This is a genomic window from Okeania hirsuta, assembly GCF_003838195.1.
GTDB classification, from domain to species: domain Bacteria; phylum Cyanobacteriota; class Cyanobacteriia; order Cyanobacteriales; family Microcoleaceae; genus Okeania; species Okeania hirsuta.
Genome location: NZ_RCBY01000002.1, coordinates 24,089 through 48,396, shown reverse-complemented (window position 1 = coordinate 48,396; position 24,308 = coordinate 24,089). Strand labels below are relative to the sequence as shown.

23 protein-coding genes are annotated in these 24,308 nt (G+C 34.8%); 12 read left to right on the top strand and 11 right to left on the bottom strand.

Annotated elements, in window-relative coordinates:
• Nucleotides 1-287 precede the first annotated feature (287 nt).
• The 4 genes from D5R40_RS00630 to D5R40_RS00615 all read left to right on the top strand — a co-directional run bounded on the left by D5R40_RS00630 (nucleotide 288) and on the right by D5R40_RS00615 (nucleotide 3,407).
• A complete protein-coding gene (locus D5R40_RS00630; RefSeq protein ID WP_124146187.1) occupies nucleotides 288-485 on the top strand; it encodes a hypothetical protein in 198 nt (65 codons plus the stop codon).
• A 926-nt stretch (nucleotides 486-1,411) separates the two neighbouring features.
• Nucleotides 1,412-1,885: a Tic20 family protein gene (locus D5R40_RS00625; RefSeq protein ID WP_124146186.1), complete on the top strand. Its 474-nt coding sequence runs from the start codon at nucleotides 1,412-1,414 to the stop codon at nucleotides 1,883-1,885.
• A 119-nt stretch (nucleotides 1,886-2,004) separates the two neighbouring features.
• The gene (gene rpsF, locus D5R40_RS00620) at nucleotides 2,005-2,370 is read left to right on the top strand and encodes a 30S ribosomal protein S6 (RefSeq protein WP_124146185.1); all 366 of its coding nucleotides are present in this window, start codon (nucleotides 2,005-2,007) and stop codon (nucleotides 2,368-2,370) included.
• Between the two features lie 479 nt (nucleotides 2,371-2,849).
• Entirely contained in the window at nucleotides 2,850-3,407 is a 558-nt protein-coding gene (locus tag D5R40_RS00615; protein ID WP_375339357.1) for an Npun_F5560 family protein, read from the top strand.
• 164 nt (nucleotides 3,408-3,571) lie between these two features.
• Here D5R40_RS00615 and D5R40_RS00610 read toward each other — a convergent pair whose 3' ends face one another.
• The gene (locus D5R40_RS00610) at nucleotides 3,572-3,919 is read right to left on the bottom strand and encodes an STAS domain-containing protein (protein ID WP_124146183.1); all 348 of its coding nucleotides are present in this window, start codon (nucleotides 3,917-3,919) and stop codon (nucleotides 3,572-3,574) included.
• A 228-nt stretch (nucleotides 3,920-4,147) separates the two neighbouring features.
• The gene (locus D5R40_RS34280; RefSeq protein ID WP_161564630.1) at nucleotides 4,148-4,324 is read right to left on the bottom strand and encodes a hypothetical protein; all 177 of its coding nucleotides are present in this window, start codon (nucleotides 4,322-4,324) and stop codon (nucleotides 4,148-4,150) included.
• Nucleotides 4,325-4,410: 86 nt separating this feature from the next.
• On the opposite strand from D5R40_RS34280, the gene D5R40_RS00605 reads away from it, so the two are divergent.
• Complete coding sequence (locus D5R40_RS00605) at nucleotides 4,411-5,040, top strand: DedA family protein (RefSeq protein WP_124146182.1); 630 nt, start codon at nucleotides 4,411-4,413, stop codon at nucleotides 5,038-5,040.
• Nucleotides 5,041-5,434: 394 nt separating this feature from the next.
• On the opposite strand, the gene D5R40_RS00600 is transcribed toward D5R40_RS00605, so the two are convergent.
• From D5R40_RS00600 to D5R40_RS00590, 3 genes are all read right to left on the bottom strand, one after another.
• Nucleotides 5,435-6,517, bottom strand: coding sequence for a saccharopine dehydrogenase family protein (locus D5R40_RS00600; protein WP_124154120.1), 1,083 nt, complete (start codon nucleotides 6,515-6,517; stop codon nucleotides 5,435-5,437).
• A gap of 808 nt (nucleotides 6,518-7,325) precedes the next feature.
• Entirely contained in the window at nucleotides 7,326-8,354 is a 1,029-nt protein-coding gene (locus D5R40_RS00595; protein ID WP_124146180.1) for an alpha/beta fold hydrolase, read from the bottom strand.
• A complete protein-coding gene (locus tag D5R40_RS00590; protein ID WP_205127583.1) occupies nucleotides 8,351-8,971 on the bottom strand; it encodes a class I SAM-dependent DNA methyltransferase in 621 nt (206 codons plus the stop codon). The genes D5R40_RS00595 and D5R40_RS00590 overlap by 4 nt, the downstream gene beginning before the upstream one ends.
• A 277-nt stretch (nucleotides 8,972-9,248) precedes the next feature.
• On the opposite strand from D5R40_RS00590, the gene D5R40_RS00585 reads away from it, so the two are divergent.
• Nucleotides 9,249-9,386: a photosystem II reaction center protein K gene (locus D5R40_RS00585; RefSeq protein ID WP_124146178.1), complete on the top strand. Its 138-nt coding sequence runs from the start codon at nucleotides 9,249-9,251 to the stop codon at nucleotides 9,384-9,386.
• Between the two features lie 1,848 nt (nucleotides 9,387-11,234).
• Here the strand turns inward: D5R40_RS00585 and D5R40_RS43435 are convergent.
• The 4 genes from D5R40_RS43435 to D5R40_RS00560 all read right to left on the bottom strand — a co-directional run bounded on the left by D5R40_RS43435 (nucleotide 11,235) and on the right by D5R40_RS00560 (nucleotide 13,774).
• A complete protein-coding gene (locus D5R40_RS43435; RefSeq protein WP_445974441.1) occupies nucleotides 11,235-11,558 on the bottom strand; it encodes a glutathione S-transferase family protein in 324 nt (107 codons plus the stop codon).
• 12 nt (nucleotides 11,559-11,570) lie between these two features.
• The gene (locus tag D5R40_RS43430; RefSeq protein ID WP_338043216.1) at nucleotides 11,571-11,792 is read right to left on the bottom strand and encodes a glutathione S-transferase N-terminal domain-containing protein; all 222 of its coding nucleotides are present in this window, start codon (nucleotides 11,790-11,792) and stop codon (nucleotides 11,571-11,573) included.
• A 66-nt stretch (nucleotides 11,793-11,858) separates the two neighbouring features.
• Nucleotides 11,859-12,323, bottom strand: coding sequence for a hypothetical protein (locus tag D5R40_RS00565; RefSeq protein ID WP_124146177.1), 465 nt, complete (start codon nucleotides 12,321-12,323; stop codon nucleotides 11,859-11,861).
• A 782-nt stretch (nucleotides 12,324-13,105) separates the two neighbouring features.
• On the bottom strand, nucleotides 13,106-13,774 hold the full coding sequence (locus D5R40_RS00560; protein ID WP_124154119.1) for an MBL fold metallo-hydrolase: 669 nt from the start codon (nucleotides 13,772-13,774) through the stop codon (nucleotides 13,106-13,108).
• A 42-nt stretch (nucleotides 13,775-13,816) separates the two neighbouring features.
• On the opposite strand from D5R40_RS00560, the gene D5R40_RS00555 reads away from it, so the two are divergent.
• The 3 genes from D5R40_RS00555 to D5R40_RS00545 all read left to right on the top strand — a co-directional run bounded on the left by D5R40_RS00555 (nucleotide 13,817) and on the right by D5R40_RS00545 (nucleotide 17,242).
• Nucleotides 13,817-15,316 (top strand): site-2 protease family protein, encoded by a 1,500-nt coding sequence (locus D5R40_RS00555; RefSeq protein ID WP_124154118.1) that lies wholly within the window; start codon nucleotides 13,817-13,819, stop codon nucleotides 15,314-15,316.
• A 480-nt stretch (nucleotides 15,317-15,796) separates the two neighbouring features.
• Nucleotides 15,797-16,306 (top strand): hypothetical protein, encoded by a 510-nt coding sequence (locus tag D5R40_RS00550; protein ID WP_124146174.1) that lies wholly within the window; start codon nucleotides 15,797-15,799, stop codon nucleotides 16,304-16,306.
• 372 nt (nucleotides 16,307-16,678) lie between these two features.
• On the top strand, nucleotides 16,679-17,242 hold the full coding sequence (locus D5R40_RS00545; protein WP_124154117.1) for an NUDIX hydrolase: 564 nt from the start codon (nucleotides 16,679-16,681) through the stop codon (nucleotides 17,240-17,242).
• A 194-nt stretch (nucleotides 17,243-17,436) separates the two neighbouring features.
• Here D5R40_RS00545 and D5R40_RS00540 read toward each other — a convergent pair whose 3' ends face one another.
• Together D5R40_RS00540 and D5R40_RS00535 are read right to left on the bottom strand one after the other, a co-directional pair.
• The gene (locus D5R40_RS00540; RefSeq protein WP_124146172.1) at nucleotides 17,437-17,736 is read right to left on the bottom strand and encodes a DUF6464 family protein; all 300 of its coding nucleotides are present in this window, start codon (nucleotides 17,734-17,736) and stop codon (nucleotides 17,437-17,439) included.
• Between the two features lie 92 nt (nucleotides 17,737-17,828).
• Nucleotides 17,829-18,032 carry a QAALIT motif small membrane protein gene (locus D5R40_RS00535; RefSeq protein ID WP_124146171.1) on the bottom strand — a complete coding sequence of 68 codons (204 nt, stop codon included), beginning with the start codon at nucleotides 18,030-18,032 and terminating at the stop codon, nucleotides 17,829-17,831.
• 730 nt (nucleotides 18,033-18,762) lie between these two features.
• Between D5R40_RS00535 and D5R40_RS38920 the strand changes: the two genes are divergently transcribed.
• From D5R40_RS38920 to D5R40_RS00520, 3 genes are all read left to right on the top strand, one after another.
• Nucleotides 18,763-19,947: a Ycf66 family protein gene (locus D5R40_RS38920; protein ID WP_240039078.1), complete on the top strand. Its 1,185-nt coding sequence runs from the start codon at nucleotides 18,763-18,765 to the stop codon at nucleotides 19,945-19,947.
• Between the two features lie 1,317 nt (nucleotides 19,948-21,264).
• Nucleotides 21,265-22,671, top strand: coding sequence for a reverse transcriptase N-terminal domain-containing protein (locus D5R40_RS00525; RefSeq protein WP_124146170.1), 1,407 nt, complete (start codon nucleotides 21,265-21,267; stop codon nucleotides 22,669-22,671).
• Between the two features lie 480 nt (nucleotides 22,672-23,151).
• Nucleotides 23,152-23,949, top strand: a complete 798-nt coding sequence (locus tag D5R40_RS00520) for a DNA adenine methylase (protein WP_124146169.1) — start codon at nucleotides 23,152-23,154, stop codon at nucleotides 23,947-23,949.
• The last annotated feature ends 359 nt before the right edge of the window (nucleotides 23,950-24,308 follow it).

Genomic DNA, 24,308 nt, shown 5'->3' with positions numbered 1-24,308 from the left:
ATATGAAATAATTTCCTGAAATTACTATGAGATTAAAGTTTCGAGCCTATAAAATCTTACTTTTGACTTTTAAATTTTGACTTTTGACTTCATCCCATAATTTTTAACTCAAAAGTTAAAATCTTACTTTTGACTTTTGACTTTTAAATTTTGACTTTTGACTTCATAAGCTGATTTCATCACTGCATCTTCAGTAAATGTTAATTTCTGTACCAATATACCTACTTCTGCTATAATCATCGCTTACAATAGATACACCATATGGGATATTCCTGGAGGTGTAATTTATGTTAGTTATTTTAATGGAAAATCAGCTAGTTGCTCCTCAACAAGTTTGTCAAAGTTGTTTGTTAGCCGATAGAAGTGGTCAACCCCGATGGAAAGGTGGTCAATTACGTTGTGGTCATCCAGTTCCTAAGTTATCAGATACTCAAGCAGATCAGTATGAGTGTCAAATGGGTTTCCGCGTTGCCAGTATAGAATAATATAGAATCCGGATAATTTATCGTATAGCCCTCGGAGTCAGGAGTCAGGAAGAGCGAGTCAGGAGAAAAGAAGAATTGAGCATGGCAATTATCTAGAGGTATTCCGTGAAATGTCTACATTGAGTGGAGGTAGTTTTGCAATAATTGTATAACCTGTATAACCGGATTTCATATAATTACAAAAAATTATTAGTTTGATATAGCATTTTTATCTGGGAAGTGAAAACCAAGTACTATTAAACAGGGAATAGTAAAGGAGGAAAAACAGCATTAATATAGTTAGTAGCAAACACCAGGAGATAGGGTATTTGTTCGGTGCGCTTTTTTTTATAACAAAAAACTCTATCTAGATTTACATCTCAAATAAAAAAACTATAGTCAGGATGAAAATTAAAAGTAGATTAAAATAGTGCATTTAGCCTTGAAGCTAATCATTTAAATGTATCTTAAAAGTAAACAAAATAGTTCGCTCAGATTTGAGTTGTGTAGAAAATATCTTCATTACTGAGCAAAACACAGTTTTAAACACTTAACACTTTAATTATCTACTTTTTTGTTTTTTTGATCAATTATTTAGGACTACTTATTTGAAGAATATAGAATAATATTTTTAGAGGCACCAACAGGTAGACTAATACAAGTATTGCTTCTATTGCATCATTTTTTAGATGGTGACTATCTACCTAATTATAGTGAAAAACTAGGCACTTGTGCTTGAAACTTGAGTCCTAGTAAGGAAGGGCCTACCTTTGACTTTTTCCCAAAGAAAGAAAGTATTTTTATTTTTTTCTTAAAATTACTGAAAATTTGAAAGTTTAGTGATTTTTTAGGCCACAAAATACGATCCAGGGCTGAAGTTATCTAACTACTGCGCTATCCTGAATTTATATTTACTTACTTATCATCAAACTCAGGAGTATTTTACAATGAATTGGCGCGGTTCTACAACTGTTCAAGACCGAATTTTTGCTAGCTTACCTTATCTATTACCCTTGCTAGATGGGTTAGTGTATGGCAGATATTTATTCCAACAGTTCCCTCCCATACAGATAATACCAGTTCTTCTTAGCCCTTTGTTACAGATTTATAGAGGTATACCCTTCTTTGGCCTAATAGTTTTCTTCGCTCTGTTCTTGTTAGTAGTGAGAAATGAAAATATATCTCACTTTATTCGTTTCAATACAATGCAAGCAATTTTACTGGATATTATTTTAATCTTGTGTGGTCTAATTCTGCAAATCTTGGGAGCAAGTTTAGGAGGATTTATTCTGGAAACTCTCTCTAATATGATATTCATCGGAATTCTAGCATCATTTATCTATGCAGTAGTTCAATCAGTCATGGGACGCTACGCAGAAATACCTACTATTTCTGAAGCTGTTTATATGCAAGTGCGCTAAATATTTTTCACACTCACACCCTTTATTTTGTCTTTGTGGTGAAAATTTTGTAAAATAAAAGATCCTTGCTTCTGCATAAATTTGCTAGAAGCCATGTAGTCCGAAAGGAGATTATTTCCATGAAACCATTCATTTATGAAACAATGTATATCCTGCGTCCAGACCTGAATGAAGAACAGGTAGAACAAGAAATTGCAAAATATAAAGATTTATTGCAGGAGCAGGGCGCTTACGACATAGAAATTCAACATCGTGGTAAGCGTCGTTTAGCCTATGAGATCAACGATCATCGAGAAGGTACATATGTTCAGATGAATTATCAAGGTCCTCCGACTCAAATAGCTGTATTGGAGAGGGCAATGCGTTTGAGTGAAGAGGTTATTCGTTACTTAACGATTAAACAGGAAGTACCCAAAAATACTACACCAGATACTACTGTACCAGATACTCAAGAACGACCAAAACCATTAGCAGCAGTGGAATAGTAATGTTTCACGGCAGCACATAATTATTGGGTGCATCTCAATATTTGCAAAAATACTTTTTTCCTATATATTCCCTATTCTCTATTCCCTTTTGCCTGTTGCCAGATGAGCTGTTGCCTGTTGCCTAAAAGCGATAATTTTTTGGCTTTATTCTTGCATTGAGATGCACCCTAATTATTTGGACTAACAAATTTGAGAGTTTTGATTAACCCAAAAAAGGCAAATTCAACAAAAAAGTAGAACTTGAGCATCTTAAAATAGGGGAGACTCCTCTCCTATTTCCTTTACATTATCAATAGACATCTCCAGAAAAAAGGGAGTCGGGAGTAGGGGGAAAGAATTGATAATTTCTGTGGGATAATTGATTTTATTTTTTATTATTGGAGATGTCTAATTATATTAGCTATAGAGCTATACTATTTCTAAATATAAAATATAAGTTATATAGGAACTACTGAATAATTAGGAGCAAACTTAAAGTGAAGCAGATGCAAAAGTTAAATTCACAACAACTTCAACTTGAAGTATCTCGTCTTAACGAAGAATTACAAATGCGAGACCAATTAATTCAACAATTGTCTCAAGAACTTTTTCGATTAGTTAAGGGAAATACAAGTATAGTACCAACATCAACAGTTCCTGAAAGTTACCAATCTCAAATGCAGAGTTTAAAGGAACAACTCAATGAAGTTGAACAACAAGTAAATTTTTATCAAGAACAAATCTCTGAACGAGATGCAGAAGTATATAATTTACGTCATTCTGTGCAAGAGTTAACAGACCGCTCCCAAATGTTAGAACAAGTAGTACAAGAGCTACCAGAAGTCTATCGTCAAAAATTCTCCGAACGACTTGCAGAAGTACTTGAAAAAGTGGAAATATTGCAAAAGGAAAACCGTCAACTTCATGCAGAGTTACAAAGTGTTAGTTATCGTCTAGCAGTTAGAAATCGTCGTGCTAATGGCCTAGATTTACCTGCTTTTGGTCAGGGACAACCAGGTTCTTCTGTAGAGATGCCGACGTTTGGAAATGCTTAATTTAAGTAAATATTTGCTGAGATAGGTATGATATTCTATCTTAGCATTATTATCAAGTTTTATCTCAAGAGAATAGTATTTTTATAATTAGTGAACTACTGTAAGAACGGCTCAGTTACTATTAAATTTAGCATCTGAGCCGAGAATTTAAAAATCAGCTTAACTTAAGCTGTTATTAATTTTCCATGAGAATCTAAAAAAACATCATCAATACTATCAAAAATTTGAAAAACCCTATCTAACTGAGTAATTTCAAAAACCAATCTAGCTGTGGGGTTAAGGTTACAGATAGCTAAATTACAGCCATGTTCACGAGCCTTTTTTAAACCAATAACTAATGCACTTAAACCAGAACTATCTATAAACTCCACATTGGCCATATCAATAATCCAAAGATTGTAGTTTTTTTCTAGTAGAGATATGAATTGCTGCTTAATCACATTTGCTCCAGCTAAGTCTAAGCGGTGATTCGGAATGAGAATAATATGTTGACTGACATCAATAGCTTTCATAGGTATCACCATTAATTAAAAAGAAAAAAAATTATTTTTTACTTTGCTCTGAAATATAAATTGTTTTAGATTAAAGATAATTCATTACACCCTAATTATCAACAATCCAGAAGTTGTAATGATACTCAGGAAATTCACTTTACTAGAAATAGAGTTCCCTGTATAAAATACAAAATTGACAGTAATTATTGTCAATTATAGTGCAAGTTGTTAACTTTTGTGATATATTTAATAATTCTTGGGTACATCAATTAGTTCTCTATAATCTATAAATATTGCTTGAGTAATAAATAAGTTCCGTTTAGATATAACTACTGGTCTATCAACTTTGAAATGATGGATAGATTTTTGTAAGACATGATTTTTGGGTAATGCTTTTTGAGATTGGCTACCCCTCAAAACCATCTTTACAGACTTTACAAGCCACTATTTGGCAATAAAATATAAAAAAATGATAAATTTGATCAAGTTCGCTTAAAGATTACCGTATAATGTCCCTAGAATTTGTATCATTAGAAACAATTCAATTAATTGCCAATAAATACGGCTATCTAGCCATTTTTTTAGGAATAGCCCTCGAAAATGCAGGAGTTCCCTTACCAGGAGAAACAGTTACACTCGTAGGTGGGTTCCTTGCAGGTAGTGGGGAATTACTTTATAGATATGTACTTAGCTGTGCAATTATAGGTGCAGTATTCGGCGACAGTTGTGGATATTTGCTTGGCAAGTATGGTGGCTGGCCATTAATGTTGAAGTTAGGTCAAATATTTCGGATTAAAGAAGAAAAACTGATAGACGCGAAAAATCAGTTTAGTAAAAATGCAGCTAAAGCAGTATTTTTTGGTCGATTTATTACGTTACTACGGATTTTTGCTGGCCCTTTGGCGGGAATTGCTCAAATGCCTTACTGGAAATTTTTATTATGCAATGCTAGTGGAGCGACTATTTGGGCATTAACAATGGTCAGTTTATCCTTCTTTTTGGGACAAGTTGTACCTCTAGAAAAGTTAGTATCTTGGGTGGCACAATTTGGTGTAGCTGCTTTGGTGTTAGTGGTAGCTTGGATTTTGATTCCTATTTGGTTAGAGTCTTTGAAGAAAGGAAAAGAAAATACAGGTTGATAATTTAAGTTTTAATATTAGCTGCCGAGGGCCACTCAGAAACTCTAAACGGACGCAGAGGAAAGTGTAGGACTACCGTATTAGTTCGCAGCATCCGATTTTAGCAGAAGCTTTGCGCCATAAAAACGCCAACTCACTGAAGAGCTATAATTTTAGTAGGGATCTCCGCGCCTAATAGCTAGAGAGGATGTCACGAAAAATATGCTTGAATATAGTTTAATACCAAATTCAAAAAAGGTCGCTACAGTATTAATCTCAAAACTCCTACTAACAGAATAAAGCACTGTAACAGTATTTTTTGAAAATGGTATAACTCACAAAGTTTACGGTCTAAAAAATATCAAACTCGACAAGTGGAAACCATTGTTAATTAGGAGCAAAAATCCTGTAACAGTTACAGGTTATAATAACAACCAAAACGATTTCTAAGAAAGGCATCTAGGTTAATCTGCTCTTGTTTGAGGAAACCAGTATGTGGAATTTCCCCATGGAGATACATATCTAAGACAGCACAAACAGAAGCAGAAGTTGTAAGCTGGATAGAACTCCAGGTTTCTCCATGCAAATTGAGGGAGTAAATCTTGCGGACATCGCTTATTTGTTGAAGATAGCCATTTTTCCAACCAGTTACAGTACAGAAAATAACTACTACATCTTGCTTAGTAATAGGAATAGAATTTTCCAATATTTCTTGCAGAAGTTCGCGGCGATCGCTTAAACCCAATTCTTGAGTTAAAAATTTCATCAGATATTGATGACCTGGATAACGCACGGTCTTGTAGTTGAGAGTACGCACTTGGCCTTCAAGAGTTTCACAAAGAGTCCCCAAGCCGCCAGAAGTATTAAATGCTTCGTAATTTACCCCATCTACAGAGAAATGTTCTACCTCTTCTAAAGGCATTGCCTCAATTTTACGACCGTTATGAATAGCTTCGCAAGGATTACAGTATTCATTAATCAGACCTTTGGTAGACCAGGTGAGGTTGTACATCATCATATTAGATGGATATTGGGGTAAAGCACCGACACGCATTTTTACCTCGTCAAGCTTCTCAAAACCACTACACAGATGATGAGCAAGGATGCCGATAAACCCTGGAGCAAGTCCACATTGGGGTGCGAAGATCAAATCATCAGGAGTTTTTTCAGCAATGGAGCGAACTGCATTGGTAGTGGCCACATCTTCTGTTAGATCGAAATAACTAACTCCAGCTTTGGCAGCAGCACGAGCAATAATAGGATTGACCTCATAGGAGCAAGCAGAAACAACACAATCTTGGCCTTCTAGTTTTTCTGCAAGAGCAACTTCATCAGTCACATCTATGACAAAAGTATTGACTGGCAAAGATGCGGTTAAGTTTTCTAAAGCTCTAGGGTCTATATCTCCAACAAGTATGCTGTAATCTCCACTGTAATGTAAGAGCTTGGCGATCGCCGATCCAATTTTTCCTGTTCCTAAGATTGTGACTTGATACATACTTATTAATTGTTTGAGGATTTCCTAAAATATTTAATACCAAATATCAAAAACTTTTCTATGTTTTCTTGAGTGGAGGAGTAGGGTAGTAGAAAACATAATAATATACACTTACTGGCGAATAATTTCTCAAAACGAGTTAAACATCTAATGCTTTTTTAGTAACTTACTATTTGATCGGCAACCTGAAATTAATATTTTTAAAACAACGAGACAATATTTATACATTTGAAGTGAATATCTTGACTAAAGCAAAAAATAGCTAATCACAGATCAAGATTTTTATAGATCGTAAATTATGGTTAAAATAGCTATGCAAATTTAGATATACTTCAACATCTAATGTCTTTTTAGTCAATTTTTCCATTCGTTCAAAAATTATTTATTCCCATTCAATAGCTTCCGATTTAATATTAATGATAAATAAGCTTTTCTTTTAACCTAAAGATGATTAACCCCCCGGCGTTGCATATTTGTGGGACGAATTGTATGCTTGGGCAAAAAAGAAGTATGAAGTATTAAGGATGAGATTTACCTGTTCAAAAAAGATTCATCCCGCCCCTCAGCAACGCCACCGCGCTGAACAGTTTAAAGGACTTCAATATCTTCTTGATGAGTATTTTTTAGATCTAAAAAATATTGGCATAGTAATAAAAATGTGAAAGTAATTCCTCCAAAATTTTATTCTTTTATCCTAATTCACTTCATGTTTTATTAACTTCTAATTACTTGAGTTCATACCTTTCTGATAATTAACAAGCCTAAGTTATTTAGATTATCATAATATCTGTTTTATCTCCCATAGCATTCAAGCTAGAGCAAACTCATATTTCATCTGGTTCAAAATGAATTGAGTTTGCAAACGAATTACTTCTCGATATGTATCTTCTGATTTTCTATCCCAAAGATTGTGTCCTGCATCAAGTATATGTAACTTACATTTTTCGTCATTTTCTGCAAATTCCTTCAGTGCATGAGCATACTGGGGAAACAAGTTGAATGGATCGCCCAAGCTAACCAAAGTTAGGATTGGAGATCGGGATGTTCTAGATGGATAGTTAAACTCAGGAGTAAAAGTCTTGTAAGCTTCCCAACTACGAGGATGCAAAGTAACACCGGGAGCATGGAGAAGGTCGGCCAAAACTTCCGCTTTATCCTCCAAATATTGAACAGTAAACTGGAACAACTCTGGGTCTGGGTGTGGCGGATTAACTGCAATTGCCCCAGCTAAGTCATCATAATGTTGTGCATAAAGTATGGCAGCTATACCACCTTGACTACGTCCAGCAATAAAAACTGGGCGATCGGGATAAAGTCGTGACAAAACCAGGTGGACATGACGAAGCATGATCATTAGACCTTGCTCGCTGGCAAACTCAAATGGGGCATCTGAACCCATACCATTGAGAGGAAGGTCAGTAGGAAAAGATGCTACACGGAATGTCTCACCATCGGGTAGTAATTCAGTTAGTAAGCTTTGGTTACTTTTACGCCCACGTCCACGGTTTTTGCTTTTTCGCCCATGAAAAGTACCTGCAACATCACATAGTGTTTCAGCAACAGAAAAGGTCGTTCCAGTACCAGGTAATAGGATCTGAATTGCACGATGAGTATCATCAACTAACTTATTTGGCTCTAAAATACCTGTGAAGGCCATCGGTAGATATAACTTCGTGAATGGCAGACTTTGTTTAGGTTCGTTTGTAGCACCGACTCGATTAACCAATTCTTGGCTTTCTTGAATCACTTTCATCTCCAGCAATTCACGGCGACTTAGATTAGGAGATGTTGCCAACTTTTGATTAATTTGCTTAAGTCTTTTCAATTCTGAATTCATTTTTGACAAATTTTGTACGCTAAAAGATTAATAGGATCATCGTAAATCGGCATTACTTTGGAATCAATAAGAGTCCATTCTGGTTGGTTTAAGACTTTCTCAAGTTTAGGCAAGAAACTCTGACGTGCCGTGAAAACCAACACACCTCCAGACTTGATATTGTCTTGAAGTTGATTCAGTTCTGCTGAACCAGCATGGTTTTCCGCAAATACTCCTGTAGCGACAATACCACTCGCCCTCTCTAAGTTTCTGAATTGCTCATCACCTATAAAGCAACAAACTAAGGATTTATATATGCCTTTTTCTGCTGCTTTGGTCAACATACTAGGTGATATGTCCATACCTATGATTTGTTCAAATCCCAATTCAGCTAAGGCCACACCAACTAGACCTGTTCCCGCCCCAACATCAAGAATTGTGTCCTGTTTATTGGCCACATATTGAGCAAGCATAAGTGATGCTGCTAAAGGCACTGGTTTCCAAAATCTCTCAATATCTGTCTCATAGGTATCTGCCCATTGGTCGTAGTTTTCCACTAACTCATCAATATTTTGACTCGAACAAATCCACTTTAACCACTGGTTTGTTTCTATCTCAGACATTCTTTTGTTATTCAATATTCTATTAATAGTAGATATTCTACTTTAGATTAAATCCTAAAACTTTGTGCTATTCCTAGTCCGTAGAAATGCTCAAATATTTTAGCCTGCCGTTCATTTACTATCTGAAGTTTTGAAATATTTTTGTCCCTCAGATATTAATTACTGGATTTACCAACACCAATATTTCCATTAGTTGAGATTTAGATATGAGGAGATAAGTTTTGATGTTAATTGCTCAGGTTAAGATATACTAAATATCATAAAAATTTTGTGAAAAAGGTAGGTAGATTTTATGGAATTAACAATGTTATTGGCAAAACTGCCAGAAGCTTACTCTATTTTTGACCCGTTAGTTGATGTTTTACCAGTAATTCCTGTTTTCTTCTTGTTGTTAGCTTTTGTGTGGCAAGCAGCAGTTGGTTTCAAATAAAGATTAATCTTAAAGATAGCTATCAGTTACCATTCTAATTATTTATCAGAATTTATTAGGCATAATAATTGGGAAGCTGATAGCTAACTTTTTTAACCAGTATTAATAGGATAAGTTCATTGAAGAAGGCAGAAGGCAGAAGGCAGAAGGGAAAATTGCTTATGGATAGTCAACGACAAGCCACTTCGTGTCTACAAACCCCAAAAAATTTTAAACATTGTGTAGACGGTTGAGCATTAAACCCACTACAGAAAAGATAAACTTATAATAGAGTCTTTGTCAAATAAATATCAAATAAATATTTAGAAACGTGGGGTGCGAAGTGTGTTATTTAACGTACCATCCCACAGCACATGGTGGTTAACCTAACTTATTTAACCAGTATTAATTGCATCAGTTAAATAGACCTATAAAAAAAATTTAGGTTACTCATCTATAAGATAAGATAATTTGTTTTCCAAAGTAATTTGGTGTTGGATAGTAGGAGGATAAAACTACTGTTAGGGAATAATTAATTGCTTCTTGAAAATTAGCTATTACTAATTATTCATTTAATATGCAACACTGATTATTTTTCTTGATTTATGTCTTCTTTCTACTTAGTTATTACTGGAAAATCATTTGATTATCGTCGCTAAAAAAAACTTAGATAAATCTAAGACAGATTAGCATTTTTTTTGGGGAAAACAGGTCTTTTAGATATACGTTTTATCTAAGTCAAAACATGAGGATAAAAACTTAAATCCAACTTTAACATCATGGGAATATAAGCTAAATTGGTGTTGCATAGTAGTAGGATAAAACTACTGTTAGGGAATAATTAATTGCTTCTTGAAAATTAGCTATTACTAATTATCAATTTAATATGCAACACTGATTATTTTTCTTGATTTATAGCGCTCTTATTTGAGTTGTGAGATATTCTAGATTTTTAGAGAATGGGAAATACCGAAGCCATAAAATTATCACATCTGATTCTTGATTGCTATATGTCTTTTTTCTGTCTATAGCAGTCGAAGGAAAGGTTAATACATATCCACAGCTTAAAACTCAGATAACGTAAGATTTTTCCAACTTCAGTCTTTCCTTATTCCTTCTTCCTTCTGCTATACTTCTTGCTTGAAAATTATTTAATTATCGTTAGTAAAAAAACTTAGATAAATCTAAGATCGATTACCAATTGTCTTTTGGAAAGCAGGTCTTTCAGATATACGTTTAATATAAGTCAAAACATGAGGATAAGAACTTAAATTCAACTTTAGCATCATGGGAATATAAGCTAAATCGGTGTTGCATTGTAGGAGGATAAAACGACTTTTAGGGAATAATTAATTGCTTCTTGAAAATTAGCTATTACTAATTATCAATTTAATATGCAACACTGATTATTTTTCTTGATTTATAGCGCTCTTATTTGAGTTGTGAGATTATTGTAGATTTTTAGGGAATAGGGAACAGGGAACAGGGAATGGGAAATACCAAAGCAATAAAATTATCACATCTGATTCCTAATTGTTATATGTCTTTATTTCTACTTATAGCAGTCAAAGGAAAGGTTAGGACATATTGATAGCTATAAACTCAGACAACTTCAAGAATTGAGAATTAAGAATTGAGAATTAAGAATTACCTGTTATTATAAATAAGAGGATTGGTCAAAAGGATTTTTTTTCTTTTTATACCCTTAAAAGGGGAGGCTTTAAACCACAATTTTTCGGTAATATTTTCCAACTTCGGTTCCTTCTTATTCCTTATTCCTTATTCCTTATTTCTTATTCCTTCTTACTTCTGCTATACTTCTTACTTGAAAATTATTTGATTATCGTTAGTAAAAAAACTTAGATAAATCTAAGAAGGATTAGCAATTGTCTTTTGGAAAGCAGGTCTTTCAGATATACGTTTGATATAAGTCAAAACATGAGGATAAGAACTTAAATCCAACTTTAACATCATGGGAATATAGGCTAAAATTGAACCTAAAGCTACATCTGCTACATTGAATTCTTCACCCATTAAATAAGGTTGAGTATCAAAAATTTGATTCAATGGAGTTAATAAACGAGGAGTTTCCTTTTCACGACTTGCCTCTACAAAAATTCCCGGTCCGAGAGTAGCATTAGCAAACAAAACCCACTGAAAAATTTCAGCTTTCTGTTCTAAAGAATCAGGCATTTTGCCATATTTTTATGCAACATATAACAGAATAGCTCCTGACTCCCAAAGTTTAAATTCTCCATCAACAATAGCAGGAACTTTTCCCATCGGATTAATCTCTAAAAAATCTGATTTGAGATGCTCTCCTGACTGCATATCGAGAGTAATAAATTCATAATCAGCTTCTATTTCTTCAAGATACCAGAGAATAATTGATGCTCGACTACGAGCGCCACCATAAAGTTTTAGCACGACTATATACCTAATTTTTGATAACTGTAACTTCTACAATTTTACCTAAGTAAATAAACAGAAACATTAAAGAACTTTGTGAGTATATTCATGTTGCTTCACATTGTCTTCTGAACTGACAATATTTTCGGCATTTAGTATCCGCTTACGCTCCAAAGAATAATTCAAATCATCACGACGAGTGCCCAGAGGAACTAAAGATTTAACTTCTGGGTGAATTTTATATGTACGAGCAGTAGCGATCGCTCTTGAGGCAAAATTATCAGAGAATTGAGCTTCCGGAGGAAAATCTTGAGGTAGTAGAGGTGTGTCCCCAGATAAAACTGCACCCAAAGTTGTCCCACAAGCCATTTGATATGAAGTAGGAATTCCTTTAACAATAGCTTCGAGAGCTGCTGAGGGTATTGGTTCAACAACTTTTACTTGAGAAATTTCACCATCTTCCTTGATAAAGCAGGTTGCCAAACCAATAACCAAATAGTCATCAGTAGATAAATCTGGGGCATTAGGATAAGCAGAAACAGTTGCCATAAGCTATTCTAATTTTTAATTCTTTAGATACATAAGTCTTAATTTTACCAACTCAGGTAACTAACTCCTCAAAAAAATCTGATACTAAAATTGAGCAAACCAAAATTTTGTGTAAAAATAAGCTTATGTAAGTTATTATGGGCTATTTTCCTACTAAAAATATATTTAGATACTACAGGGAGACAAATTGGTATAGCTCTACACAAATACCCTCTTGACATTCCTCCGTTCCCTGTTCCCTGTTCCCTTAAAACCCAAATTTACTTTCCTAATCAAAAGACGTAGTGCTATATATTTACAAATTTTTGGAATTGCTAATTGCTAAAAGGTTACTAGATCAAGCTTTTTTCCTACCTAATGACGAGCAACTGTTCAACAATTAATAATTAACAATTACCTCTGCTTGAAAAGAAGAAGATTGACGCGGAGCGTGAAAATTTTTTCTTCTCTTGGTCGGTTGGATATGTCGAGGAGACCTAGCCATCCCACCCTGCGGGAAGCTACGCTAACGACGGCTTTTTTCCCCTTTAACTAGCTATCAGCTTTTCCTTACGGAATGCTCCGCAAATAGCATTTAGCTGGATCACTAAAAATTCGAGGGTTTAAGTCCCCCACGCTTATTTGAAAAAATTAGTGGTGCGCCTTTTATGGGGGATTCAAACCCCCATTATACACCTTGAAAAGCTGACTGCTGATAGCTGAGTGCTGACTGCTACTTTAAAGGAGAAGCTTTAAACCTTAATTATTCGGTAATAGAAAATATCCGAGCAACCGATTAAAAGTTATGGTTTAACCTCAGAAAAAACTTCTAAATCTAAAGATGTCAATTTATCATAAGCTGACTCAATTACTCGCTTACCCCTCAAAGCACCAGTATTAGCACCAGGACAAATGTACTGTAGAGTCTGTTGTGAAAATCTGTCAATCAAAAATTTAACACTCTGAAGTTGTCTAGGCCAATGAAAAGTCTTAGCAATACGCAATGGCACAGGTTGCCCTTGACTATTAGGCAATAAATGACGGCCTGTAAATAAGACCCCACCATTTTCCGAGTAGTATAAACAAGACGAACCAGGAGAATGACCAGGCGTCCAGAAAACAGTAATATTCTGACTTAAACTAAATTCTTGCTCAAAGGTTGTTACCTTAAGGTTGGGCAACAAATACGCTTCCTGTTCTTGAATCAGAATCTCACAGTTGAAAGCTTTTTGAATGTCTTGTGCCTTGCCAATAGCACTACGATGAGTAATATACAACCACTTTACTCCTCCTTGTTGAGAGATAAACTTCTGATTAGTTTCAATATTGGCAGGACAATCAATGAGAATGTTGGTCTGATTATCTACAATAAAATAAGATGTTCCTCCTAAAGTATCCCGATTTGGCGAAAAAGCAAAAATATTTTCTAGGACAAACTGGGGATATTTGGAGACAAAAGGCTGTTGTGTCAAAGCAGTATTCTTAGATTAAAAATAAACTGAACTCAAACTATTATGCTCTTTTTATTGATTTTATTAGGGTTGATGACATACTTCATGTTACAACGCAGCGTAAGTAAAATTACCCGCACTCCAATCTGGATATTATGGCTAGTAATGATGACACCAGCTTTAATATGGACAACTTGGATGTTAATTTATGGTGAAAAGCAACTACCACCAGGATTAATTATCATTCCCTTTATCTTCTGTCCTTACTTATACTGGTTATTAGTGCAATGGGGACAACAGCAACCCAATCAATCAGAATCAGATCGATCAACAAAAGATAATAGTAATTCCCAGACTAAACCAAAAATAGTTCCTACTCAAACTCTCAATCAAACTCCACCCAAACTAACAATAGATAAAACAGAAGAAGCTAGTCTGAGAAATTGTTTTCCTTGGACAGTTTACTATCTCAGGAATCTTGAATTTAGACCTCAAGCAGTTATTTGTCGAGGTCAGTTACGCTCAAACCCTGAAAAAGCGTATCAAACAGTAACAGAAAATATAGAAGGAAAATTTGGCGATCGCTTCCTAGTAGTATTTCAAAATAGCTTTCAAGGTAAACCTTTTTTTGCTCTAGTTCCTAACCCCCGTGGCAAAAATGACGAAACTCAGATTCCTCAGGAGTCTCAAAAACCTGTACTCTTGGCTTTAGGATTATTGCTCATAACTTTATTCACCACTACTTTAGTAGGAGCTAGAGAAATAGTTGGTATTTCTGAAGATGCCATACAATCTAACCCTAATTTATTAATCCAGGGTTTACCTTATGGAGTTGCTCTAATCCTGATTCTAGGATTACATGAGTTTGGCCACTACATAACAGCTCATTTATACAAAATTCGTACTACTCTACCATATTTCATTCCAGTACCGTTTTTCTTAGGGACTTTTGGAGCATTTATTCGGATGCAGAGTCCTGTACCTAATCGTAAATCTTTATTTGACGTTAGTATAGCAGGTCCAATTGCCGGGTTAGTAGTTACAATCCCACTATTAATTTGGGGTTTGTCCCACTCTAATATAGTTCCTTTATCTGAGGAATCAGGAATATTATCGATAGACTCTTTAAATCCCACTTTTTCTTTTTTATTAGCTGTATTAAGTAAATTAGCATTAGGTACAGAATTAACTTATAACAAAGGCATAGATTTACATCCTATAGCAGTAGCAGGTTATGTAGGTTTAGTAGTAACTGCATATAATTTAATGCCTATTGGACAACTTGATGGCGGTCATATAGTACACGCAATGTTTGGGCAACGAACTGGTATGGTTATTGGTCAAATTTCTCGGTTTTTGTTATTACTATTAGCTTTTATAAATCAGGAATTTTTATTTCTAGCAATCTTTTTATTTTTAATGCCTCTTGCTGATGAACCTGCTTTGAATGATGTTAGTGAATTAGATGACAAACGCGACTTTTTAGGATTATTAATGCTAGGTTTATTGGTAATGATTTTATTGCCTGCACCAAAAATGGTAATACAGTGGTTAAATTTTTAAGAAGAAGTAAGAAGGAAGAAGGAAGAAGGAAAAAATAATTGTGTGCCACCTAAAATAAAATTGGTATAACACCTAAGACCTAACACCTACTCTCACATAAAATTGGTATAAGAGTTAAATGATTGATTTAGAGAACTAATTCCACTTAATCTGGAAGATAATGTATTTAAGTTGGAACGAGAAAAACATACAGCAGAAATTGATAGATAAAAGAAAAGAAAAACATCGGTGTCATTTCAGTTATCAGTTATCAGTACCTCTGCAATAAGGAGACTTGAAATACGGAATTATCTTTTTTTTGATCCCCTTAAAAGGGGAAGCTTTAGACAACAATTTTTCGGTAAAAAGGTTTCCAGGACTTTTTAATGTCAGAAAATCACCAACAGTTGTTTGACATCTTATTTTAAAATGCTATAAGTTTCTAGACTTATTTCAATTTTCAGCTTTTATTTATTTATGCGTTATTTTGTCTTCAAACCAATGATTAACAAGGTAAATTCTCTCATCTTGGCTATAGTTTTGATTTTATTATCAGTTGCAATACCTAACTTTAATCTACCTGTAGCTAATGCAGAAAATATTCTCTCAGGATTTAGCTTGTCTGCACAAAATGATTTGCAAATTACCGTAGGGCAAAGTCAAAAATCAGCCGATAAATTAGCTTTAGATTTACAGAAAAATCTCAACAGTAAAAGGAATGAAATTGGGAAATTAGCTATATTAATTATTCATCCCCACGGAGAGTTTGACAAAACAGAACCAATTTCGTTAGCAGAGAGAGAAGGTGGGGGGTCAGTATTAGAAATGAAGATACATTGGCATAGAAAACTGCCCTTTATGACACGCAATCATTTAACTATTATTGACTGGGAAATTTTACACAATCGACATTTTGGAGCTGCTGTTATTTTAGATGATGCTATACTTTCTCCGATTCATCCTCAAGAGTTAAATAATTTATTTAAAGAGTTACTGCCAGATAATCTCTAAAAATCGGATGTAATCAGAATTTTGATATTCTTGCCCACATTCGGCACTTCAATTTGTCACATGAAAATTAGTATAAAATCCGTAGCTTGCTTAAGTATTTATACTATATAAATTATCTTCATTTACCTCGATCGGGAGTCAAATTCTCAGTTAAATATGCCAGCATAAATACTTACTGAATCCTTGACTCCTATTGACCACTATAATTTTCTTCTTATTTCTTATTTCTTACTTCTTATTTCTTACTTTTGACTTTTGACTTATATTTTGATGTTACATTTTGTGGTGCGGAATGTGGGTTCTTGCCATGTCCACTGCATCCTTTCTGGGTCTAGTTGAATTGATTAAATGGTTACTCATATCTATTGATTTATGACTAATTTAAAAAAATGGAAGCTTTTACAATCTAGGTTAGTAATTAATAATAAATGGTGTCAGGTAAGACAGGATGAAGTTGAATTACCGAATGGCAAAATTATAGATGATTTTTTTGTTAATGTTAGACCAGATATTGCTCTTGTTTTTCCTGTAACTGTTCGACAAGAAATTGTATTTGTCCGTCAATATAGACATGGAGTTGGTAAAGTCTTATTAGAGCTACCCGCAGGATCTTTTAATCCTCAAGTAGAAATTCCTGAAGTAGCTGCTAGTAGAGAACTTACTGAAGAAACTGGATATGTTGCTGAGAAATTAATTAAATTAACAACTTTATATGATAATCCTGTTAAAGATACCAATTCTATTCATTTATTTGTTGCTGAAAATGTCATTAAGTCTCAACAACAAGAGCTTGATATTACAGAAGAAATTGAAGTAGTTTTAATACCTGTCGATGAAGTTATTAAAAGAGTATTGATAGGAGAAATAAGTGTTTCTGGAACTATAGCAGCAATATTTTTAGGATTGGAATATTTGCACAAGTCGAATTTTATTTGAGGTGGCACATAATTAGGTGTTAGGTCTGATAAAAATTTTATTTGAGGTGGCACACAATTATTTTTTGCTTCTTCCTTCTTCCTTCTCCCTTCTTGAAGAAATTTATTAACTTGTCTATCTCAATCTACAGTCAACCCCAATCGAGATATTATTCTATGGAATTTAGAAATGAATTTGGTATTAAATTATTAATATTAGGTATCTATGGACTTATAATCAGAACAATCCTTACATGGACCGAAAGGGTTAACAGCACAACGAATTAGGGGAGACCTAGCATTGAACTTACAACTTAGGTCTCCTATTATATATCCTAATCCTTCAATATATTGTTGTTCTGGTTGACTAGATATAGTTGGTATTCCTGTATAGTTTACTGCCAATCTAATAGACATAAGTCTTTCTCTAGTTCGTGCTTTAAACTTGTGCAGTATCCACAAAGAAACTATCCAAGGAGTCATACCTATCAAAAAAATTAGTAAAATTTTAAACACATTTATTCTAATTTATTGCGACTTCAGAATTACTCTACTGCTGCAAATAATATCAATGAAAATTATTTATTTTTTGCAGCAATAAATTTAGATTATCGGTTAATCAAAATCTTGATATTTGTTAGATTTGAAGATGGAAAATTTTTTTCCACAAATAATGTATCGGGTATCTCACTGTCTGCTTTAACCACAGGAGATAGAGAAGTAAAGGGCAATTTAATATCAGATAAATCTATCCCAGCAAATATATGTAAAGATAAAGTAACAGCAACTGCTAACCAAAATTTTTCCCACATCTCACACCTAAATTTAATTTTACTTAAAATATAGAACAATTAGTCTTAAGGCTACCGTGGATTAAAATCCGACGAGTCACCTTTCATCCATCGCTTAAAAGAAGATGGCTTTCATGCTCCCATGTTATTTAGGTAAATATTACAAAACAAACTTACTAATTGTCTGTGACTTGAAAGTAGGTAAAATCGTGAGTTTAATCACTGTTTAATTAATTAATAAATCAAGATCAATTAGTTCAAATAATTCAGATGTAAGCTGGGAAGACTCTGGCGACATATCCCTATTTAGTCCACTCCGAGCGGTTGAAGTTAAAAATGTAGAAGTTATAGCAGTCTAAGCACAAGGTTAGAAGATATCAAAAGCTTAAAACTCAGATAACGCCAGATTTTTCCTTGTTTCCTAGATGAATAAAGTCTTCTCTACTTCTTCCTTATGTTAGGAGTTACGTATAACCACCAAATATAGTAGGGGTTAACCGCTGTCAACCCCTACAAATGGCGTATAATGTAATATTTTGCGTAAATCCTGTCTGTCCTATAGCACTACGTCTTTTGGCGCTTGACAATAAATTTTAGTTGTAAGGGAACAACGGTGCGACTCCCCGAGGTGCGACATACCCAAGGGAATGCTGACCAAGAGAGGAAATAGATGAATGTCCTAACATATTTGCGTAGCGCTATAGATAACCAAATTCCTTCTTCCTTCTTCCTTCTGCTATAGCAGGAGTTATTGAACGATAAAATTACCCCATATACCAAACATATAGTGGGAGTACATCAACTTATGCTGACAAAAATACTGGCCTTAACTGTTGGTCTTGGTAGTTTAGCCTTATATCTGGTGGCCTTTTTCTTTCCAGAAGTCCATCGAAAAAATGATTTTATCTGGAGTGGTTTAGGTCTTTTCTATGGCTTAGTATTATGGTTCTGTGCAGGTAGAATTACAGGTGCAGTGTTATTGGGTCAAATGGCAAGTGTAGCTTTATTGGGTTATTTTGGTTGGCAAACCCTGACATTGCGTCGCCAAGTTACTCCAGTAGTAGAGCAAACAAAAATATCTACTCAGAAAGGTACTAAAGATAAAACTCAAGAACAATCAACTACTGTTCCTCAAGCACCATCTACAGAAGAAGTAGACACTATCTCAAAATCAGATATTACGGAAATAGCTACCTCTATTCAAGAGGAAGAAAATGAAGTTAAACCTGCGGAAACTGAATCTGAATTAGTATCATCTGAAACTAATTTAGATTCAAGCAATATAACAAAAGATTCTGAGGTAGATGCAGTTACAAATATGGCAGAACAAAATGTCATAACAGATACGACGAAAGATGTTTCAGAAACACCCCAGAATTCACAGAAAAGTTCATCTAAAAAAGGTGGTGGTTTTTCTCAGTTATTGACACCTGTTAGTGGTCTATTGAGTAATATTAAAAATGCAATTCAAGGTAAAGATAGTAAAAATACAGATACAAATTCTGACTTAGTATCCAAAGAAAATCAAGTTGAGACAGAAGAATTAGTCTCTAGTGAAGAAGTTACTTCTGAGGTTAATAGTTTAGTTAGTGATGGAAAAGAAAATTCATCTGATCCAGAACTTTTAGTAGATAAAGAAGCACCTGTTGTATCTGATGTACAAAAAGAGACTACTTTGGAAGAAGTTGAGGAAGAATCAACTATATCTTCAGATATAAATTATACATCTACGGATTCCGAAAAAGCTATTTTAGAGACTAATACACAAAGTATTGAAACTCAAGATAGTTCGGTGTCATCAGACGAAATAACTACTCAAGATAGTGAAAAATTGGAAGTAAAAGGTACTTCCATTTCTTCTGAGGAAAAATCTGAAAATAAGAATTTAGAATCAGATTTATCAAAGGATAGTACAGACAAGTCAGTAGATCCGTAAAGTTACAATTTTGCAGACTAAGAACTCAGTAATAACAAATACAAAATATTGAGGGAATTGGCAGGGAAAATAGCAGACCAATTCCCTGTTTTTTGATTGTATAGCAGAAGGAATAAGGAAAAATCTGGCATTGTCTGAGTTTTAAGCTTTTGATACAGCAGATTCCACTAAGTGTGAGATACACCCATCGCGGGCAAGATGTCCGCACTACAAACATTTAATTTGTAGGACTTGCGCAGAGACTCTACATATAGCAAGGGCGCCATTCGGAGCTTGGCGTTAGCCAATACCATTCGCCCCTACAAATGGTACTTTAAAAGTTAATTTGCGTAAGTCCTGATAATGACGAATCTTAGACTAGAAAATGTTTTTCCAACTGTTCCCTGTTCCCTGTTCCCTGTTCCCTGCTATATAATTTTCTTTCTTAGATTTATAGAGGTTTTTGAGTGAGCAAAAATTCAGTAGCTAGACCTTTTTTAAAATGGGCAGGAGGTAGTGCGATTCGTTAGGTCGAAACTGCTTTTAGGAGCGGGGGATGACCTGGGTTGATTTTTTTAGATCAACTACAACTGTAGAGAGTTTCTAGGTTTAAGTCCTAGCATCGAGATGTTCGATTGAATCCATTATCCCCATTAAGGAGAGTGGCGCTCGAATTAGTGAAGCGGGATAAAAAGCAGGTAATAACTAAACTATCTAGGTTAAATCCCTGCGAGGGAGGTCGAAAGGGTTAACATTTGTGAACTGATGATTGGAAGCGTCGTTAGTCCAAGATGGAGATACGATAGGTCAAGTCTCTATCCAAATATAGCAATAGACAGATGGGGTGCGGACATAGACTGTTAACGAAGTCAGAACTCAGAACTCAGAACTCAGAAGTCAAAAGTTATTTTTGTAACGGGGATTTGAGCAACTCTCCAAAAATATTGCGCCAATCAAGGCGGGGTTGCGCGACCCTTATGATTTTGATAATGATCTTTAGACAGGGAAATTTTTTTCCTACTGTTCCCTGTTCCCTGTTCCCTGTTCCCTGTTCCCTGTTCCCTGCTATAGGAATGAGAATCAGAGAATTTCCTCTTTCTGATTAACATCCTTCTCTTACCGATAAGAGCATTCCTCGGCGTATAGTCAGAACCCAACCCGACCAGACAAAACCTCTACGGAACGAAGTAACCCGAATAAAGTTCTCATTGAGTAGGCAGCCAAGCTATAAACTTTATTGGGGAAGGATGATGTCAAAAGCTAATGTCTGGAGTAATTTCCAGGATATGCAGACGGACATCCCTAAGTCTAGAGAGTAGAAACTAAGTAAGAGGCAAAATGACCAATACGAGTGAAACAACTACGGTGGAAATGAAATGGAGTGATATTAACTGGAAATCGGTTAATAGAGCAGTATTTCGCCTTCAGAAAAGAATCTACAAAGCGTCGCTAAATGGTGATACCAAAACTGTCAGGAAACTACAGAAATTACTGGTAAAGTCTAAATCAGCTAAACTACTCGCAGTCAGGAAAGTAACACAGTCCAATATTACCCGACAAAATACTCCAGGAATTGATGGAATAGCTCAAATAGCCCAAAAAATTCAACTGGATGGCAAAGCTCAACCTGTCCGCAGGATTGAAATTCCTCAGCGAAACAAACAGGAGAAAATACCATTCGGAATACCCACCATGGAAGATTGGTCTAAACAGGTATTAGCTAAAATAGCTCTAGAACCAGAATGGGAAGCAAGGTTTGAAGCTAACTCTTATGGTTTCAGACCGGGAAAAAGTGCTAAAGATGCGATCACAGCTATCTATAGTGACATCAAAAAAACAAGTTACTATGTTCTAGGTGCTGAAATAGAGCAGTGCTTCGACCAAATAAACCATGGAAGATTATTGGATAAACTCAATACTTATCCAGCTATGCGTCGTCAAATTAAGGCATGGCTTAAAGCAGGGGTTATTGAAAAGGATGTCTTCTACAAAGCCGAAAATGGTACTGCAAAAGGTGGTGTAATTTCTCCGTTATTAGCTAACATAGCTTTACATGGAATGCAGGAAGCATTACAAGAGGTATTTTCTGAGAAAAATACCACCTATGGGATACAACCTGATATCAATTTCAATCCACCTCTATTCCATAGATATGCGGGTAATTTTGTTATCTTGCACGAAAGCAAAAAGGTGATAGAGGAATGCCTGGAAATTATCAATGACTACTTGGAAAATATTGGTCTAAAACTCAAAGACTCAACAACAAGAATTGCTCACACTCTAGGAGATGGAAAAGTTCAGACAGGATTTGACTATCTAGGGTTTAATGTTAGGCAATATCCAGTCAAAGATATAAACAGTGCAACGGATGGAAATGGTAACAAACTAGGGTTTAAAACTCTCATAAAACCTACAAAGGAAGCTATCAAACGCCATACCAGAGTCCTAAAACATACAATTCGACTGTATCGCAATGCAGCGCAAGAGAAATTAATAGAAGTGCTAACACCTAAAATAAGGGAGTGGAGCAATTATTATGACTCTGTGGTAAGTTCAAGAGTCTTCGCAAAGATGGATAATATCTTATTCCATCAACTTCTCAGATGGGGATACTATCGTGCCTCCATGCAGGGTAAAAAGCATACTGTAAACAAATATTGGGGAGTTGATAAGGGACAAGGATGGAAGTTTATCACACCAGACGGGAAAGTATTGCGAAACCATAAGGAGAGTTGCTCACACTGATTATGGCACGGATATACGGATAGGTCAGGGAGTGGGGGAGTTGCTCACACTGATTATGGCACGGATATACGGATAGGTCAGGGAGTGGGTAGGGACGTTGCATGCAACGTCCCTACAGGGAGTGGGAGAGTAATTATAGAATTATAAACATAGGTATTATATAACCGGATTCTACATAATTACCAGTGAAGACAACCTGGAAATAAACCATATAATTCCCTATAATTCCCTAGTATTTTACCAGTGAAGACAACCTGGAAATAGACCATATAACTCTCTAATATTTAGAGGGTAAAAACAATATGGCTAACAAAAAATTCCTGCACAATTACTGCCATCATCAGAAAATTTTTCAAGATGGTAGTCGCGATCGCAAGTCAAACTAGCTAGGAGGAGCTGAATGAAGGGGAACTTTCATGTTCGGTTCTGAAGGAGAGTTTGGGATAGTGATATCCCATTCGACTCTAACAAAGACAATTATTGCCTGAGTTAATCAAATATATTGATGAAAAATCTCTAAAAAAGCATACCTATTATGAACCTTTCATTGGAGGTGGAGCGCTTTTATTTGAGCTACAATCAACTAGGGCAGTTATTAACGATAAAAATCCGGAATTAATTAACTGTTACCAGGTAGTTAAAGATTCATTGGATGATTTAATTGTGGAGTTAAAAAAACATCAAGAAAAAAATAGTCCAGATTATTATTATGAAGTAAGAAATTTAGACCGTATGTCTAAATATAAAAGTTTGTCAGCAGTAGAAAGGGCTGCCAGAATTATCTATTTGAATAAAACTTGTTACAACGGTTTATTTAGAGTGAATTCTCAAGGTCAATTCAATGTTCCTTTTGGCAAATACAAAAAACCTAAAATATTAGATGAAGATGTTTTAAAAGCTGTTAGTAAATATTTAAACAAACCTCAAGTAAAACTATTAAATATGGATTTTGCAGAGGCTGTTAAGAAGGCAAAAAAAGGTGATTTTATCTATTTCGATCCACCTTATGACCCAGTTTCTGATACAGCATCTTTTACTGGATATGATGCTAATGGTTTTAACCGGAATGAACAGGAAAGATTGAAGGAAGTTGTTGATAATTTAACAGAGAGAGGTTGTCGAGTTATGTTGAGTAATTCTCAGACTGGTTTTATTATGGATTTATATCAAGATTATCATGATAAAATTCACATAGTTAAGGCAGCACGAAATATCAATTCTAAAGGTTTGAAAAGAGGTAAAGTTAATGAAATTATAGTTTTAAATTTTTCAGTTTAGAGTCGAGGGTGTACCCCTCCGGGGGAGCTTTTTCTAGTTGGGCTTTAGCCCTAATAATAGCCTAATTATAACTGTTCTACTAATAGCGTAGCTCCCCTGGAAAGGGCACATAATATTAATTAGGTTAGATATAAATTAATACTAAATCTAGCTTGGCATATTTGCGGAATAAATTGTAGGGTTACAAAAAGAGGAAGTAAATCATAGGGAAGCTATGTTTCTTATTTATTACCAAAATAAATTTTTTTATCAAAATAATTGGGTCTAAAACTCCGCCTTTTAAGGCAAAATGTTTTTGGAGACTTGCTTAAATCTCCGTTACAAAAACAACTTCTGACTTCTGACTTCTGACTTCTGAC